The organism is Pseudomonas sp. AC169 (assembly GCF_979258515.1).
Window position 1 is genome coordinate 5349595 of sequence record NZ_OZ409866.1, and the last position, 17064, is coordinate 5366658.

At 59.6% G+C, this 17064-nt stretch carries 14 protein-coding genes; 5 read left to right on the plus strand and 9 right to left on the minus strand.

Annotation, left to right across the window (positions count from 1 at the left end; translation table 11 throughout):
- Positions 1-3 precede the first annotated feature (3 nt).
- Genes ACZZ0G_RS23990 through ACZZ0G_RS24005 form a run of 4 tightly spaced genes read right to left on the minus strand, consistent with a single transcriptional unit; the run spans position 4 to position 5532 of the window.
- Positions 4-1854, minus strand: coding sequence for an IucA/IucC family protein (locus tag ACZZ0G_RS23990; RefSeq protein ID WP_463557781.1), 1851 nt, complete (start codon positions 1852-1854; stop codon positions 4-6).
- Between the two features lie 36 nt (positions 1855-1890).
- Positions 1891-3051, minus strand: coding sequence for an NAD/NADP octopine/nopaline dehydrogenase family protein (locus tag ACZZ0G_RS23995; RefSeq protein ID WP_463557782.1), 1161 nt, complete (start codon positions 3049-3051; stop codon positions 1891-1893).
- 28 nt (positions 3052-3079) lie between these two features.
- Positions 3080-4123 (minus strand): PLP-dependent cysteine synthase family protein, encoded by a 1044-nt coding sequence (locus ACZZ0G_RS24000; protein ID WP_463557783.1) that lies wholly within the window; start codon positions 4121-4123, stop codon positions 3080-3082.
- A 14-nt stretch (positions 4124-4137) separates the two neighbouring features.
- Entirely contained in the window at positions 4138-5532 is a 1395-nt protein-coding gene (locus tag ACZZ0G_RS24005; protein WP_463557784.1) for a Y4yA family PLP-dependent enzyme, read from the minus strand.
- A gap of 613 nt (positions 5533-6145) precedes the next feature.
- Here ACZZ0G_RS24005 and ACZZ0G_RS24010 point away from each other — a divergent pair.
- From ACZZ0G_RS24010 to ACZZ0G_RS24025, 4 genes are all read left to right on the plus strand, one after another.
- Complete coding sequence (locus ACZZ0G_RS24010) at positions 6146-7036, plus strand: HpcH/HpaI aldolase/citrate lyase family protein (protein WP_463557785.1); 891 nt, start codon at positions 6146-6148, stop codon at positions 7034-7036.
- Entirely contained in the window at positions 7026-7463 is a 438-nt protein-coding gene (locus ACZZ0G_RS24015; RefSeq protein ID WP_463557786.1) for a transcriptional regulator, read from the plus strand. Before ACZZ0G_RS24010 ends, ACZZ0G_RS24015 begins: the two co-directional genes overlap by 11 nt.
- Before the next feature lie 110 nt (positions 7464-7573).
- Positions 7574-9790, plus strand: coding sequence for a TonB-dependent receptor (locus ACZZ0G_RS24020; protein WP_463557787.1), 2217 nt, complete (start codon positions 7574-7576; stop codon positions 9788-9790).
- A 127-nt stretch (positions 9791-9917) separates the two neighbouring features.
- Positions 9918-10355, plus strand: a complete 438-nt coding sequence (locus ACZZ0G_RS24025) for a fe2+ zn2+ uptake regulation protein (RefSeq protein WP_463557788.1) — start codon at positions 9918-9920, stop codon at positions 10353-10355.
- On the opposite strand, the gene ACZZ0G_RS24030 is transcribed toward ACZZ0G_RS24025, so the two are convergent.
- Entirely contained in the window at positions 10293-10898 is a 606-nt protein-coding gene (locus ACZZ0G_RS24030) for a LuxR C-terminal-related transcriptional regulator (RefSeq protein ID WP_463557789.1), read from the minus strand. The genes ACZZ0G_RS24025 and ACZZ0G_RS24030 overlap by 63 nt on opposite strands.
- 114 nt (positions 10899-11012) lie before the next feature.
- Here ACZZ0G_RS24030 and ACZZ0G_RS24035 point away from each other — a divergent pair, with 114 nt between their 5' ends.
- Positions 11013-12629, plus strand: a complete 1617-nt coding sequence (locus ACZZ0G_RS24035; RefSeq protein ID WP_463557790.1) for an ATP-binding response regulator — start codon at positions 11013-11015, stop codon at positions 12627-12629.
- 99 nt (positions 12630-12728) lie between these two features.
- Here ACZZ0G_RS24035 and yecR read toward each other — a convergent pair whose 3' ends face one another.
- From yecR to ACZZ0G_RS24055, 4 genes are all read right to left on the minus strand, one after another.
- Complete coding sequence (yecR, locus tag ACZZ0G_RS24040; protein WP_242206137.1) at positions 12729-13037, minus strand: YecR family lipoprotein; 309 nt, start codon at positions 13035-13037, stop codon at positions 12729-12731.
- A 193-nt stretch (positions 13038-13230) separates the two neighbouring features.
- Positions 13231-13956, minus strand: coding sequence for a hypothetical protein (locus ACZZ0G_RS24045; RefSeq protein ID WP_463557791.1), 726 nt, complete (start codon positions 13954-13956; stop codon positions 13231-13233).
- A gap of 552 nt (positions 13957-14508) precedes the next feature.
- Positions 14509-15681, minus strand: coding sequence for a cystathionine gamma-synthase (locus ACZZ0G_RS24050; RefSeq protein WP_463396660.1), 1173 nt, complete (start codon positions 15679-15681; stop codon positions 14509-14511).
- Positions 15678-17054: a pyridoxal-phosphate dependent enzyme gene (locus ACZZ0G_RS24055; protein WP_127926881.1), complete on the minus strand. Its 1377-nt coding sequence runs from the start codon at positions 17052-17054 to the stop codon at positions 15678-15680. Before ACZZ0G_RS24055 ends, ACZZ0G_RS24050 begins: the two co-directional genes overlap by 4 nt.
- Positions 17055-17064 lie beyond the last annotated feature (10 nt).

Consider the following 17064-nt stretch of genomic DNA (forward strand, 5'->3'; position numbering starts at 1 on the left):
CGGTTAAACGCTAGCGAGCGGGTTGGTCAGGGTGTGCTGCAAACGATAGTTGCTGTACTGCATCATGTGCATGCGCAGCAACGAACGAGTCGGCCATGGGTCTTCGACGAACGCTTTGTGTTCGACTTCCCAGACATCGGGCGCGACACGATCACGCACGGCTTCGAAGGCAAGGTCGGTTTCCTCGCGCAGAATCTGCCACAGCCGCGTGTTATTGAAGCCGTACTCTTTGGTCAGCCACAGGGCGATCTCATGCAGGTGCGTGAGGAACGCCGCGTCCAGCACAAACATGCGCACCGGCTCGATATCACCGGAGAACACCGTCGGCAGAATGCCCGGCTGTACGTGCGGTTGCAGGCTGTATCCACGACCTTCCAGCAACGGCGCGTAAGTGCGGCCATCGCCGAAATCGCGGATCAGCAGACTACGTGCTTTGCCGTCCGGGGAGAACAGCACCATGGTGTTTTGCTGATGGGCTTCGAGGCCGATGCCGTACATCAAGTAGATCGCCACCACCGGATGGGTGACCACTTTGGCGTACTCGCGGAACCATTCCTCGACCTGCGCAGCATGGGCGCGCAGACCGTCGCGCTCGATCAGATCGGTGAACAACGGACGACCACTGCCGGGCAAACGGGTGAATAGTGAAGCCACGGTAATCGGCAGGCAATTATCCTGGCGTTCGAACGCTGGCGCACTGCTGCGATAGACCACGGACAAATGCCGGCCCGGATGATCGTCCTGAGTGACGGCGTTTTTGTAGCGCACACCGATTTCTTCCGGGAAGATTTCCAGGCGCTGATCAAAGCCGTTTTCCGTCTCAAGAATCTTGCTGATCACCGTGCTGATGCGCGGGCCCATGTGAATCGACTTGGCTTGCAGGCTGCGCAGTTCGCTGGTCATCCACACGGCGATGGGCAGTTTGATCAGCGGCGCGCTTTCATCCAGCACCGGCATCATCGTGCGATACGACATGGTCGGCAGGGCAGGAAGATCCGGGCCATCGGTGATCAGGATGCCGTCGGCGATTTCTGCTGCGAAGGTTTTCAGTACGTAGGCTTGTAAATGCCAGCTGTGGATCGGCAAGGGCAACCACTGGTTTTCGTCCAGCCCCTTGCTGTTGAGCGAGGCTTTCCATTGCGTCCATTGCGTCGGGAAGTTTTCAGCGAACCAGGCGCGGTAATCGATCACGTGCGGCATGCTTTCGCTTTTCGCGTTGTCGGCACGCAACGCGGCGATGCGCAGCGGCACTTGTGCGTTGAACTCCGGTGACAGCTGCTCGACTTCCTCATCGGTGAGGCCCGGGCGCGCCTTCCACGTCGGGTAATAAGGATGACCTTCCAGCGAACCCCACTGGTCGAGCAGAATGGCGGCATCCTTGGTTTTGGCGTGCTGGCGCAGATAGTCGGTGAAGCTGTCCAGCCCATGATCCTTGGCCGCTTGCTCCAGTCGGGCGTTCCATTGCTGGCGATGCTGACGGGCGTGGGCGTCGTTGGTCAGGCTGTTTTCCATGTCGGATTTGAGCCCGGCGATACCGTCGTCGGTCGGCGCGAAGTCGAAGCTGTCGCGCAGCACATCGAGCATGTCCTGATGGCTGGTGATGACCTGGCGTACGCCTTCATCGGTCACCAACACCACGTCTCCGTCGTTGACCACGGTATCGGCCGGGCCTTTGGCGATGTCGGAAAAGGCCAGATGGGCGCGACCGCCCTTGAGCGGGTAAGTCGCCTGGTGGCCCTCGACGGAAAAGCTCAGGGCCGAACGGTCGAGGATGTTTTCCGCAAACAGGCAACGCACCAGACGGCGCATGGCGTTTTTGCGGGAGTAGGCGATCAGTGTCTTGAAGTCATCCATATCAGCGGTCTGCTCGTCGAAAATTGAGAAAGAAGTTCAAGCGGCGGCGCTTGTCGTGTGTGGCCACTGGTGCGGGAAGTAGTCGAGTGCCGAGCCGCGCAGGCCCTCCATGTAGGCCACGCTCCACTGCAGGACTTCCTCGATGTAAGGCACCTTGAGGTCGAAGCGTTTGGCCATTTCCACCAGCAGCACCAGACCGTAGGCGACGTCTTCGTTGAAGGCGCGGCTCTCGCGTTCGATCACATAGCCGGCGCGGTTGTCGGCAGCCGGCACCATCGGTGCGAGGATGTCGTTGTAGGCCTGATTGGTGCGCAGGATCGAGAGCATGCTGCTCTGGTCGCGGATCTGCTCGCCGTAGGCCTCGACGATTTCCTGTTTCAGGGATTTCACCGAAGACAGGTCGATGCCCAGACGCTGGCTGATCACCGCGCACAGTTCCTGGCTTTCCTGATCCATGCGTTCGAGGAAATACGCGCCGAGTTCCGGACACTCGGTCCACCAGCACATGCGCTGCGGGAAAATCTTGCGATGCCACTGGCCGTAAGGGCCGATGAGGCCGTAGATCACCGAGCTGTGCATGATCGGGTTGCCCGGCGTCAGGGTGATTTCCAGAAAGTGGTCGAGCATCGTCACGCACGGGCCATACAGCCGGGTGAGTGTTTTCTCCAACTGGCGGCGCGCGGTTTGCGGCTCTCGGGCATGGGTCGCGACATACAACTGGCTTTTGCCACCACCCATTTTGATCGACCGTCCCGGGGTCAATTCAAACGCCGTGTGCGGCACATCCTTCATGCCCCAGATCACCACATTCGGCCGGTCGGGCAGGGTCGCTTCAGCCAGCCAGTCGAAACCGCAGAAGCCGGGAATTGCGCCGATGAATACCGGTTTGCTGGTGGTCAGATGCGGAGCGATGTCCTTCAGGGTTTGCGAGCGGGCATGGGCCGGCACGGTGATGATGACGATGTCAGCATCTTCCACCGCAGCCCTGGCATCGCTGGTCACTCGATCCAGTCGGGCGCTCAGCGTCGAGCCGTCCGGCAACAAGGCCTGCATCGGCGTCTGGCGGGCGTGCTGTTCGATGACCTCCTGATTGTGGGTGTGCAGCGAAACCTGAACATCGGGCAGTTGCTTGAACAGGATAGCGTTGAGATGGCCAGTCCTGCCGCCACCACAGATGGCGACTTTCAACAGATTCATCGAGAGGCGTTCCTGTGTGAAGGGTGGGTCATGCGACGCTCAGTTGCAGCGGCGCGGAAACAGAGTCCAGCCAGTGGGTCTTGCCCAGCCAGGCATCCAGCTGCGGGGCGATGCTCGGATCGATCAGGTCGCGTTCTTGCAGCCAGTTGTCGTCGAACACGGTGTGCAGGTATTTCTCGCCGCCGTCGGCGATCGGCACCACGACGTTGCCGGTCAGCACGCCTTTGTGGATCAGCTCCAGCGCCTTGAAAATCGCACCGCCAGTCGAGCCGCCGACCAGCAAGGCAAAGTTGCGCGCGATGTAGCGGGCGGTTTCGAACGCCTGCGAGTCGCTGACTTGCACACCGAGATCGATGCAGCTGTAGTCGAGCACCAGACCCACGGTGTCGCCGGCCGGCGTGCCGGTGCCGGATTGGTAATACGGATAGCCAGGGTGACCGAAGACAATCGAGCCGGCCGGTTCCACCGCGACGGTGACGGTGTCCGGGTTGTGCACTTTCAAGCCGCGAGCGATGCCGGTCATCGAACCGCCGGTGCCGACACAACCGACGTAAGCGCCGACAACGCCTTCAGCCTGCACGATGGTTTCGCGGACGAAATCGCTGTAGCCGCCGGCATTGGCGGCGTTGTCGGACTGGTTCATGAACACCGCGCCGGGAATCTCGCTCGCCAGTTCGGCGGCCATCTGCTGGCGCTCGACCACCGCGACTTCATCTTCGCGATAGGTGCCTTTGACGAAACGAATGTCGGCCCCAAGGGCTTTCATCACGGCGATCTTGTCTTGTGCCGCATGGTGGTCGACCACAGCGATGAAATGCAGACCGAATTCGACGGCTGCCATGGCCAGACCAATCCCGGTATTGCCGGACGATGACTCGACCACCACGCCGCCGGGTTTCAAGCGACCGGACTTGAGCGCGGCCAGCACCATGTTGCGCGCCATGCGATCTTTGATACTGCCGCCGGGGTTGTTCTTTTCAATCTTCAACAACAAACGGGCATCAGTATCCGGAACATCAATACCCAACATTGGCGTATTGCCAATAAGGTCAGAGACTTTAGTCAATATCATTGCAATTGTTCCCTTTAGTAGTCAGGTGAAAACGCATAGTTACCTTCCGTACAACAGGTCGCCGTCAACCGCCGGGGCAGGGGATGGCGATGAAACTCGTTTTCCAGCAAGTCCATCTGGTAACCGGCGGTGTTGATATAAATCAATAAATCACCGGCTTGCGGTGCCGTCGCAAAGTTGATCAGGCGATGGGTGATGATGTCATCGTCCAGGCAACTATGGCCGGCGATATATGCTTGAATCGGCGGGTGTGGCTGTTGTGTGCTGCTGATAAGTATCGGATCTATCAGGTATTCCGAGGCAAACCAGGTTTCGCAGGCGCTGAAACTGCTGCCCTCCACGAAGATGACGGTTTTGTTGTCGGCCAACTGTTTGCTGCGCGTGACGCGAAATATTGAAATGGCTGCCTGGTCGACCAGACTTCGGCCGGGCTCAAGTGCTAGTGTTATTTGCTGGGTCTTCAAGTAATTGGCAATAGACAAGCCGTGAGAATGCTCGGCTTCGAGTAATAACGTCAGCCATTGTGTCGCGGTCAACTCACTGCCGTAAGGGTAATAAGAGGCTGGGACTTTCTGGTTGCAATAGTGGCTGGGGTTATTGTCGTTTTGCAGGAATCGAGCATAGGCCTGCGGTTCGACATAACGAATCGGCAAGCCGCCACCGATGTCGATCATCTGCGGATTCAAGCCCGTTTCCCTGGCAGCCTCGATGAACCCGGTGACCTCGCGAAACGCTTGCGCACGAGATTCGAATCCGTAGCCGCCGAGGTGGAAATGAAAGCCTTCCAGGTGAAAGCACTCAAGTTGTCCGGTCAGCCGTTGCAGGCATTCGAGCAGATCTTCCGCGCCCATTCCGAATCGGCTTTTCTGGCTGCTATTCGGCCTGTAACGCAGTAAGACTCTGGCTTTCGCGCGCAACGCCTGTGCTGTCACCACACTGCGCAGGTGATCGAATTCCTCCAGCGAATCGACACAAATCAATGAGCCGGCACTGATCAATGCCTGATGAAAAACGGCTGTTTTAGCCGGTCCTGTGGCGCAGATTTTTGTGCCCGACACGCCGGCGCGCAGGGCGGCATGCAGTTCGTGAATGCTCGACACATCGACGCCGATTGCCGAATTTGCGGCAGCGCCGAGCATGCTCTGCGACTTGTTGGCCTTGGCGCCATAGAAGAGCGCATGCGCTACGTCGTGCTGCTTCAGTACTGTCAGCAAGGCTTGCGTGTTCAGTTCAAATGCATGGGGCCAGACCACATTCAACGGCGAACCATATTGTTCTGCCAAGTTCACAAGTGTGCTCGGGAACTTGTTGATAAGTGTGGAAATAACCGGATCGATCAGCGGTGTTAACATCTCCGGATGGTGAACTTTATATGGTTGTTCAGCGGCAGGTTTATTTGCTGTAGACATAGTTAACCCCTGACGTCGAAAAAATACGTCGCCATTGATAGTTCGATCACCGATCTTTATCGGTGTATAGAGTCTTTTTTGCTCGTCAGATACGAGGCTTTAAAAACTCGGGGGCGGATGCCAAGTGAAATCCGCTATTGGATCCGAAGCCCTGATCGTAATAAATGGTTCACAAAACAACCGCATGAGAACCCCTTTCCATAAGGTTTGTACGAGTGTGCTAATTGGCCAATAGTTACTGGCCAATCCCCTGTAATGACCCGTGCCTGATATTCAAGTGACATCAGCGACAGGTACTTACCGAAATAACGAAAACGTGCTTTGAAGCGAGGATAGTTCCTCTTGGCGGCGTGAACAATATTGCGAACAGGAACGATTATCAAGTAAGGTTTTCAAATATTTTTGAATAAAGACCTGCTCAAGGCGAATCCATGAACGTGTATTTACACGCTCAAGGACTCGTTCGCCCCGAGATAAAAAAGTCCGTTAATTCCTTGAACAATAAGGCGTTAAGGGCTGTTGCGATAAGTCCCGGAACGGCAGGTAAAACCGCCGCTCAAGGGGCCTGAAAATTTTCAGAAACCACGACTGGTTCACGCCAAGGAGCAACGCCATGCAATCCGATCGACTCAGCCGCAAAGCGCCACTCGCGATCAGCTACCTGTTCGTGCCGGGCAATCGTCCCGAGCGATTCGCCAAAGCCTGCGAAGCAGGGCCGGACGCGATTATTCTCGATCTTGAGGATGCCGTTCATCCGGACAGCAAGGCCGCCGCCCGTGACGCCATTCGGGCGTGGCAGGAGAAAACGCCGAACGTTGCTTGTGAGCGTTACATTCGCCTCAACAGCGTCAGCAGCGCGTTGTTTGACCAGGACCTGAGCTGGCTCGGCGACATGCGTTACCCCGAGCGCTGCGACGGGATTTTCCTGCCCAAGGCCGAATGTCCCGAAGCCCTGACGCGGGTGGTCGAGGGCCTGCTGGCGTGGCAGCCGGCACTGAAGATCGTTGCGATCATCGAGACCGCCAAAGGCCTGCAGCAGGTTGAGTCAATCGCCGCGATTGCGGGGCTGACGCGGCTGGCGTTCGGCTCGCTGGATTTCTCGCTGGACATCAACTGCAGCCAGACCCCGGAGGCGTTTCTGTTCGCCCGCAACCGCATCGTGCTGGCTTCGCGCACGGCGGATCTGCCGTCGCCGATCGATGGTGTGACGCCGGCCATCAGCGATTTGGCGGTGGTCGGCAAGGACTCGCATTACGCCCGTTCGCTGGGCTTCGGCGCCAAGCTGTGCATCCATCCCGGTCAACTGGCCACGGTGCAACGCGCCTTCCTGCCGGACTCACGCCAGTTGGCCTGGGCCGATCGCGTGATGCGAGCGGTGGCGACGGGCAGTCACGCGGTGCAAGTGGACGGCGAGATGGTCGACTTGCCGCTGATCGAACACGCTCAGCGACTGCTGGATGTGGCCAGCCAGCACGCGTCGGTTGACCACGCCGATGCCTGCTGAATCCCCGGCGAATCAGGAGATCACCATGGAACACGGTTATCAGATTGCGCTGCGACCGCTGTGCGAAGTGTTGCAGTCGGAGCAGGTCGACCCGGCCAACGTGACGATGCTGCGCGAGTCGATTGTCCGTGCCGGGCATTGGCTGGAGCCGATCATCGTCGAGCGTTCGCGTGGCATCGTCATGGACGGCAATCACCGGTTCAACGCCGCGTTGCAGCTGGGCTTGAAACGGGTGCCGTGCATCCAGCTCGATTACACCGATCCGCGAGTCTGCGTGCGGCACTGGCAAACCGGGCAGGCGTTCGAGGTGGCGCGGATTTTCACCACCATCGCTCGCGGCGAGATTTTCCCTTACAAGACCACCCGGCACGCGTTTGACCCAGCGTTGCCGGTGGTCGCGATTCCGCTGGAGCGCCTCTACGCCTGAGCCTCATCGAGCCACGGCAAAAAAACTTTACTGCGGGTGATACTTTTTCGCAGATCGACTGGCAATAGGAGTGATTACCATTTTCCCTCGATGAAAAGGATCCTCACGTCATGCCTGTTGTCAGTCGTCCTTGCGGTGAGCGGGTGTTAACACTCGCCGTGCGTACCGCCATGCTGAATTTCGTTTTGGTCGCAGGAAGCGCCAACGCTTGGGCCGCCAGCCCCGAGCAACCAGGCGTGACCGCCGACCCGATTTCGAACGCCGCGCCGGACGCGCTGACCCTCGACACCACCAACGTCAACGCCCGTTACAACAGCGCGACGGCGTTGCCGGAAACCCTCGCCGGTGGCCAGGTGGCGCGCGGTGCCCGGTTGGGCATGATGGGCAACAAGGATGTGATGGACACGCCGTTCAGCGTCACCAGCTACACCGCCAAAACCCTCGCTGATCTGCAAACCGTGACCGTCGCCGACGCCTTGGAGCGCGATCCTTCGGTGCGCTCGACCGGTCAGACCGGCGGTATCGTCGACTCGTTTTTCATCCGTGGCTTCCCGATTGGCGAAGGCAACCTTGGTGAGCTGGCATTCGACGGCGTCTACGGTGTCGCGCCGAATTATCGGGTGTTCACCGACTACGCCGAGCGCGTCGAAGTGCTCAAGGGGCCGGGCGCGCTGATGTACGGCATATCACCCAACAGCGGCGTCGGCGGTGTGATCAACATCGTGCCCAAGCGGCCGCTGGATGAAGACCTGACCCGATTCACCGGCACCTATGCCTCGGACTCGCAGGTCGGTGGGCATCTGGATCTGAGTCGGCGCTTCGGTTCGGAGAACCAGTTCGGCGTGCGTTTCAACGGCAATCTGCAGGGTGGCGATACCGCTGTCGATGATCAGCATCGCGATCTCGGTATCGGCGCGATCGCTCTGGATTATCGCGGCGAGCGTCTGCGCTTGAACCTCGATTACATCAGCCAGAAAGAAAGCTGGGAGGGCGCTTCGCGGCCCTTCACCATTGCGCCGGGCGTTGATGTGCCGTCTGCGCCGAACGGCCGCACCAACCACTCGCAGGACTGGGGCTGGTCGGACACCAAAGAGCAATCGGCCTTGCTCGGTGGCGAATATGACCTGACGGATAACGTCACCGTGTTCGCCCATGCCGGTGGCGGCAAGTCCGACGTCAAACGCCTGTCCGACCAAGTGCCGAGAATCCTGAATGATGCCGGCGACACCAGCAACATTCCCGGTTACTACAAATTCAACGTAGATCGCTCGACGGCCGACGTCGGTATGCGTGGTGTGTTTGCCACAGGCCCGATCACTCACACCACCACGGTGATGGCGACCCGGTATCAGGATGAGCTGTCACGCGGCATCAACAACGGCACGGCCATCCTGTCGAATATCTATCACCCGATCGACAGGCCGCAGCAGTACATCAATTCGCCAAAGGTGTTGCGCGTTTCCGAATCGGAGCTTTCCGGCGTGGCGTTGACCGACACGATGTCGATGCTCGATGACCGCTTCCAGTTGACCCTCGGCGTACGTCGTCAGGACATCGAATCGCGTAACTACAACGCGGCCGGTGCGGTCAGCTCGAAATACAAGGACAACGCCACGAGCCCGCTGGTTGGCGTGGTGGTCAAGCCTTGGGAAGACGTTTCGCTCTACTACAATTATGTCGAAGGCCTGAGCAAGGGCGACATTGCACCGGGCACGGCGTCCAACGCCGGCGAAACCTTTGCACCGTACGAGTCCAAACAGCACGAGATCGGCGTCAAGTATGAACACGGCACGTTCATGACAACCTTGGCCTTGTTCCAGATCGAGAAGCCGAGCGGCGAAGTCGGTGCCGACAACGTGTTCTCGGTGCAGGCCGAACAACGTAACCGTGGTGTTGAACTGAGCATGTTCGGTGAAGTGGCGCCGGGCACTCGCCTGATGGGCGGCGTCACTGTGCTTGACGGCGAACTGACCGATTCGGCGACGAAGGCCAACCGTGGCAACAAACCGGTCGGCGTGCCGGACGTGCAGGCCAATCTCTGGGCCGAGTGGGATACGCCATGGCTGGAGGGTTTCACCCTCACCGGTGGGGCGATCTACACCGACAGCCAGTACGTCAACCAGGCCAACACCCAGGAACTGGATGCCTGGACCCGCTTCGACGCCGGCGCGCGTTATGCGACAAAAATCGAAGGCCGGCCAACGACGTTCCGCGCCACCGTGCAGAACGTGTTCGATCGTGAGTACTGGTCGGGCGTGGCGTCCTACGGCGCGTTCTCTCCGGGTTACCCGCGGACCTTGCAGCTGTCGGCCACGGTCGATTTCTGACGGGGCGGGAAGGGCGGCGCTGTCGTCACCTTGTCTATAGTCACGATCACGTTGCCTGTTCGACACGTGGTCGGAGGCGGGAAGCAGCTGCAACCCGCCTGAACATTTCAGAAAGGGAGTATTCGCCATGTTTAACCACCCAGGCGTTGGCGCTTTAAACGCACCTTCAGCGTTTCGGACAGCGACCAACCCATTGGCCTTCGAATTCGATCGCAGCGCCAATGAGCATATTCGCGAATTGCTGCGCCACTTCGGGCTGCGCACCAGCCTGATCCGTTTCAAGGTGATCAATGCGCTGGCAGTCGCCAGCCGCGACGGCCACGGGATCGGGGTGAATGGCGTGCATACGTTTGTCGAATCGTCATCGCCCGAGCTGTCGTTTGTCAGCGTGCGTGAAGTGCTCAAGCGTCTGGGGGAAGAGAGGCTGATCGTGCTCGGGAGTGACAAGACCTACCGATTTTCCTCTGAAGCCATGGAATTGCTGCAGCAACACACCGATCATTTACAAAGTGCCCGTGTATTTCACGGCGGCGGCTGCCCGCGAGGGCACGTTCAGCGTGCGTAATAAAGAAGAGACATGAATGCGCACCGTGAACGGTGAGATATCCAGTTCGCGGGCGATTTCCTTGTTGGTCTTGCCTTGAGCGATCAAGCGCAACACATCCTGCTGACGAGGTGTGAGGGCGGCGCCGGTTTCCAGCGGCAGCAGGCCCGACGGCGCAAATTTCACCAGCACTTCACCTTGGCGAATCGCCAGAATCGCCTGGCCGATTTCATCCGGGGCGATGTTCTTGCCGATGAAACCGTCGATCCCGACGGCCATGACTTCGCTGATCAGCGACTGATCATCAACCATCGACACCACAATCAACGTGGTGCGCGGCAGGCGCCGGCGCAGGTCGGCGAGCTGGCTGACACAAGTGAGTCCGGGGAAACGCAGGTCGAGAATCAAGGTGTCTGGCTCATCACCCAAAGGCAGCAGCGCGAGTACGGCGTCGAGATCGCCGGCTTCGTCGATTACGGCTGCGGGCAGCAAACGCTGGACTGTGCGCAGCATCGCTTCGCGAAACAGCGGGTGATCGTCGGCTATGATAATTCGGCATGTCATGGCGTGACCCTCCCTGGGTCAGGCGTTGCTCAAGGCCTGCACATTAGCACCGGGCGCGCCTGTTGCCTGTAGGTTCCTTCTGATTTTGACGAATGCCGCACAAGGACGTTTACCATGAAGTTCGAGAAAAACACCGAACTCGACCAAGCCAATCTGCGCATTATCATCGCCAGTATCGCAGTGGTTTATATGCTCATACTGGGGTTTTTGCCGGGCCAGCGCTTCGATACCTATCTGCCGGTAATCACCTACATCAGCGTGTTTTTGCTGGCCTCGATTGCACTGCGCCAAGCCATTGCACGCTGGCCGGGGCATTACCCGGCGCGGCGGATTTTCGCCATGGTCCACGATTACACCGGCACCTGCTTCGGGCTGGTGGTCGGTGGCGAAGCGGCGTTGCCACTTTATGCGGTGATTATCTGGGTCAACCTTGGCAACGGCATGCGCTACGGCTCGCGCTATCTGGCGATTGCCACGGTGCTGGCCTTGCTGGCGTTGCTGGCTGTTTATCGTCTGACGCCGGTGTGGCAGGCACAGCCGTTTATGGTGTTGATGCTGATGATCACCAGCACGGTGATCCCGTTCTATGCGCACTTGTTGCTGGAACGTACGCGCAAGGCTTCCGAAGAAGCGGTCGCGGCGAATCTGGAAAAGTCGCGGTTTCTCGCCCAGGCCAGTCATGATCTGCGCCAGCCGATTCATTCCATCGGCCTGTTTACTGCGTGTCTGCGTGAGTCACGCTTGGGTGATGAGGAGCGGCGTCTGGTCGATAACATCGACCGATCGCTGCTCAACGTCTCGCAGTTGTTCCGCTCGATTCTCGATCTGTACACCCTCGATAACGGCCGGGTTCTGCCCAAACTGCAAACCGTTGATTTAGGTGAGTGGCTCGCGGAGCTGATTCGTCAGAACGCCGAAGCGGCGCGTTGGGCCGGCGTGGAGTTGCGTTTGCGCCCTTGTGAATATTGGGTGCAAACCGATCCGGCGTTGCTGGCGACCATGGTGCAGAACGTGCTTTCCAACTGTTTCAAATATGGCGCGCATCGGCCGGTGCTGATCGGCGTGCGCCGGCGCGCAGCGGGGCTGGCCATCGTGATCTGCGACCAGGGCAACGGCATTGCCGAAGAGCATCTGGGCAAGGTGTTCGAGGAGTTTTATCGAGTGCGGCAACTGCGCGACAAAGATGTCGAAGGCGTGGGATTGGGGTTGTCGATCGTCAAGCGGTTGGGTGAATTGATCGGAGTCGGCGTTGCCTTGCGCTCGCGGCTCGGGCGGGGAACGGCGGTGACTTTGTACGGCTTGCCGATCACCGCGCCGCCGCAAGTAACGGTCAATCGTGATGACGCACGTCAGGTCGGTTTGCTGACCGGGTTGAAGGTATGTCTGGTGGAGGATGATCGCAACGTATTGCTCGCGACGTCGGCGCTACTGGAGCGTTGGGGCTGCGTGGTTCAAGCGGAACTGAGCGGGCAGGATTTGATGACCGACTGCGACATAATCGTCGCCGACTATGACCTCGGCACCCACGCCACTGGCATCGAATGCATTGACGATGTGCGCCAGCGGAGAGGCTGGGCGGTTCCGGCGATGATCATCACCGGGCACGACGTCGAAAAAATCCAGGCGGCCCTGCAAGACCGTGACATTGCCATTCTGTCCAAACCGGTACGCCCGGCCGAACTGCGCGCAACCCTACGAGCGCTGCGCGACTGTGAAACCCAAACCCTGTAGTAGCTGCGGCACACGGCGATCTTTTGATCTTCATTTTCAGGATCAAAATCAAAAGATCGCAGCCTCGTTGCACTCGACAGCTCCTACAGGGTCAAGCGTCTAGCGCTTGCACAGGTAATCCTGGGTGATGGTGGTTTGCAGACAGTTGTATTGGCCCATGGTGCGACAGTTGTTTTTCTCGGAGCCGGTGACCTCGGCGTTTTTGTAGCCCCAGGTCTTGCAGCGTTGCGCGGCGACGGTCAGGCCTTGTTCGGCGCTGGTCTGGCCGCTTTCGAACTGGCCCAGGTCATAGGAGACCTGAACGATGCCATCGTTTTTGCTGCCGCCAGTGGCTTCCCATTGTTTGGGGGTGGCGCAGCCGGTCAGGAACAGGGCGCTGAGAGTGAGTGTTGCGATCAGGGATTTCATGGTGTTTCTTCCTTGGTGTTGTTCTGATTTCCAGGCACAACGATCCCGAGCATTGCGAACAGGCAACGTTGGGGAACATCGGGGGTTGCGGGGGAATATAACGTCAGGTGAGAGGGCGGTCGATTAGCACAAATGTGCTAGTGCGGTGCTCAACGGGCGGCTCGCTGGAGCCGCCCGTTGAGCCAAGGGAGGATTACTGAGGGCTGTTGAACTGGTCGGAATAACTGCCTGTCATCAGTGCCGAGGCAACACGATCAGAGCCGACACCAACACGAGAATAGGCAACCCGGTTGACGCCAGTGCGATCGGCGCCATCTGCAGCCAATGCACCCGCGCCAACATGATCGGCGCCGTCAGAAGCGACCGCGCCAGCACCGACATGATCGGCGCCGTCAGAAGCGACCGCGCCAGCACCGACATGATCGGCGCCGTCAGAAGCGACCGCGCCAGCACCGACATGATCGGCGCCGTCAGAAGCGACCGCGCCAGCACCGACATGATCGGCGCCGTCAGAAGCGACCGCGCCAGCACCGACATGATCGGCGCCGTCAGAAGCGACCGCGCCAGCACCGACATGATCGGCGCCGTCAGAAGCGACCGCGCCAGCACCGACATGATCGGCGCCGTCAGAAGCGACCGCGCCAGCACCGACATGATCGGCGCCGTCAGAAGCCACCGCGCCAGCACCGACATGATCGGCGCCGTCAGAAGCGACCGCGCCAGCGCCAACATGATCGGCGCCGTCAGAAGCGACCGCGCCTGCACCAACGTGATCGGCGCCATCCGAAGCCGCTGCCCCGGCACCCACATGATCCGATCCATCGGACGCCAAAGCCTGCGGCTGCGCCGCCCAGACATTGGGCACTACCACGGTCGCCACGACCGTCAGAAGCACGCCTGACAACAGCTTGTGTTTCATAGTTTTCTCCATGACCCGGCAGCCACAAAGTGATAAGGCATCGTCCGCCGCATTTTCGCTGGCGCTATGACTCATTGGCCTGGGTCAGTCTGGTGGGCGAAAGGCACGGGCACGCCGTCGGGCGCGCGGGTGTCGACAGAATCATGATCGAACTGATTGAGTATAGATCGCGATAGCGAGGCGGTACGACGGGGGGATCGACGGCCTTTAGGCGCTTATCTTCCTGCCCGTTTTGAGCAAAGCTCAAATCAGTCTAAAAACTCTGATTCAATTCCACGAGCCTTTGCTAGGCTCAAAGAGGTAGGCGAAGACGCAGACTGATGCGCAATCGGATAGCAAGGGGGCGTGGGGCGCGCTCCGAAAGGTACACGGTTAGAAAGATCTCCGCGCTGAGATCCAGCCCTTATGCCGTGTGAAGCAGCCGAGGCACTAACTTTCAATTTGACCCGGTACTGTGGGAAGCCCGATAAACCTTGTAAGCCAGAGACCAGCACTGGCCGCCTGCTCGAACACCAAAGCCCGCTTCGTGCGGGCTTTGTCGTTCCTGCAAGGTCAGATCGCTTGCAGCGCCTGCGCCAGGTCGGCGCGCAGGTCTTCGACGTCTTCAACGCCCACCGACAGCCGCACCAGACCATCGCCGATGCCCAGTTTCGCGCGGGTATCCGCCGGAATGGTCGCGTGAGTCATGATCGCCGGATGCTCGATCAGGCTTTCCACGCCGCCGAGACTTTCCGCCAGTGCGAAGATCTTCACGTTTTCGAGGAAACGTCGAGCGCCATCCAGATCACTGTTCAGGTCCACGGAAATCATCCCGCCGAAACCGCGCATCTGGCGCTTGGCCAACTCATGCTGCGGATGCGATGCCAGCCCCGGGTAGTAGACACGTTTGACCTGCGGTTGCTGCTCCAGCCACTGCGCCAGATCCAGCGCGTTGCTGCAATGACGCTCCATACGCAGCGCCAAAGTCTTCACCCCGCGCAGGGTCAGAAACGCGTCGAACGGCCCGGCAATCGCGCCCACAGCGTTCTGCAGGAAACCCAGTTTTTCCGCCAGTTCAGCGTTCTGCCCAACCACGGCGATGCCGCCAATCACGTCGGAGTGACCGTTCAGATATTTGGTGGTCGAGTGCAGCACGATGTCGAAACCCAGCTCCAGCGGCCGCTGGATATACGGGCTGGCAAAGGTGTTGTCGGCCACGCAGATGATCCCGCGAGCGCGACAGATACGGGCGATGGCGGCCAGATCCGACAGACTCAGCAGCGGGTTGGTTGGCGTCTCGACCATGACCATGCGCGTGTCGTCCTGCAGCGACGCTTCGAACGCCGACAGATCGGCCAGATCAACGAAGCTGAAACGATGCCCGGCACTGCGCTGACGGACCTTGTCGAACAGGCGGAAGGTGCCGCCGTACAAGTCGTTGCCAGAGACAATGTGCGAGCCGGCATCGAGCAATTCCAGTACCGTCGAAATCGCCGCCAGTCCGGAAGCAAACGCGAACGCGCGGGTACCACCCTCAAGATCCGCCACGCAACGTTCCAGGGCAAAACGCGTCGGGTTGTGCGAGCGCCCGTAATCGAAACCCTTGTGCACGCCGGGGCTGTCTTGAAGGTAGGTGGAGTTGGCATAGATCGGCGGCATCAGCGCGCCGGTGGTCGGGTCCGGTTCCTGCCCGGCGTGGATCACCCGGGTCGCGAAACTTTGGGATTTATCGTCGTGCTGACTCATGCGAGGGATCTCCGTAATTGGTTGAGCATGTCGGTGCGAGTGATCAGGCCATGGAAGCCCGATGCATCGGCAATGATGGCGACGAGGCCACGGCTGAGCACCGCTTCCAGTTCAGAAAGGCTGGCGCCGGGCGCAAGGGTTTGCAGCTTGTCGGTCATCACGCTGGAGACTGACTGGCTGAAGCGCGCGGCGTCCTCGTGCACCGGCAGCAGGATGTCCGATTCGTCGATCACACCAACCAGTTGCTTGCCTTCCACCAGCACCGGCAATTGCGAGACATCCGCCAGGCGCATGCGCTGGAACGCGGTGAGCAGGGTGTCGTCAGGGCCGACACTGATCACGCGGCCGTCCTCGAAACGTCGGGCGATCAGGTCACGCAGATCGCCGTAGCCTTTGCGCTGCAACAGGCCTTGATCGGTCATCCATTGGTCGTTGTAGACCTTCGACAGGTAGCGCGTGCCGGTGTCGCAGACGAAGCTGACAACGCGTTTCGGCTCGGTCTGTTCGCGGCAATAACGCAGCGCCGCAGCGAGCAGGGTGCCGGTCGACGAACCACCGAGAATGCCTTCGGCCTTGAGCAACTGACGCGCGTGATCGAAGCTTTCTTCATCGCTGATCGAGTAGGCGTGACGTACGCTGGAGAGGTCGGTAATCGACGGAATGAAATCTTCGCCGATGCCTTCCACCGCCCATGAGCCGGGCGTCGGCAGCGAGCCGTCGCGGCTGTATTGCGCCATCACCGAGCCGACCGGGTCAGCGAGGACCATTTCCAGATCCGGCTGCACGCGTTTGAAGAAGCGGCTCAGGCCGGTCAGCGTTCCTGCGGAACCGACACCCACGACGATGGCATCCAGATCATGCTCGGTCTGCGCCCAGATCTCCGGCGCGGTGCTGCATTCGTGGGCGAGCGGGTTGGCCGGGTTGTTGAACTGGTCGGCGAAGAATGCGCCGGGAATGTCTTTCGCCAAACGGGCGGCGACGTCCTGGTAATACTCGGGATGGCCCTTGCCGACATCGGAGCGGGTGATATGCACCTCGGCGCCCATGGCCTTCAAATGCAGGACTTTCTCGGTGGACATTTTGTCCGGTACGACAAGCACCACGCGATAACCTTTGGCGCGACCAACCAGTGCCAGACCCAGACCAGTGTTGCCGGCGGTGGCTTCAACAATGGTGCCACCGGGTTGCAGGCGTCCATCGCGTTCGGCGGCGTCGATCATCGCCAGACCGATGCGGTCTTTGATCGAACCACCGGGGTTCTGCGATTCGAGTTTGAGAAACAGTGTGCAAGGCCCGGTGTCGAAGCGGGTGACTTGTACCAGCGGAGTATTGCCGATCAGCCCAAGTACGGCAGGGCGTGATTCCTTTGACATTTCTTCACCT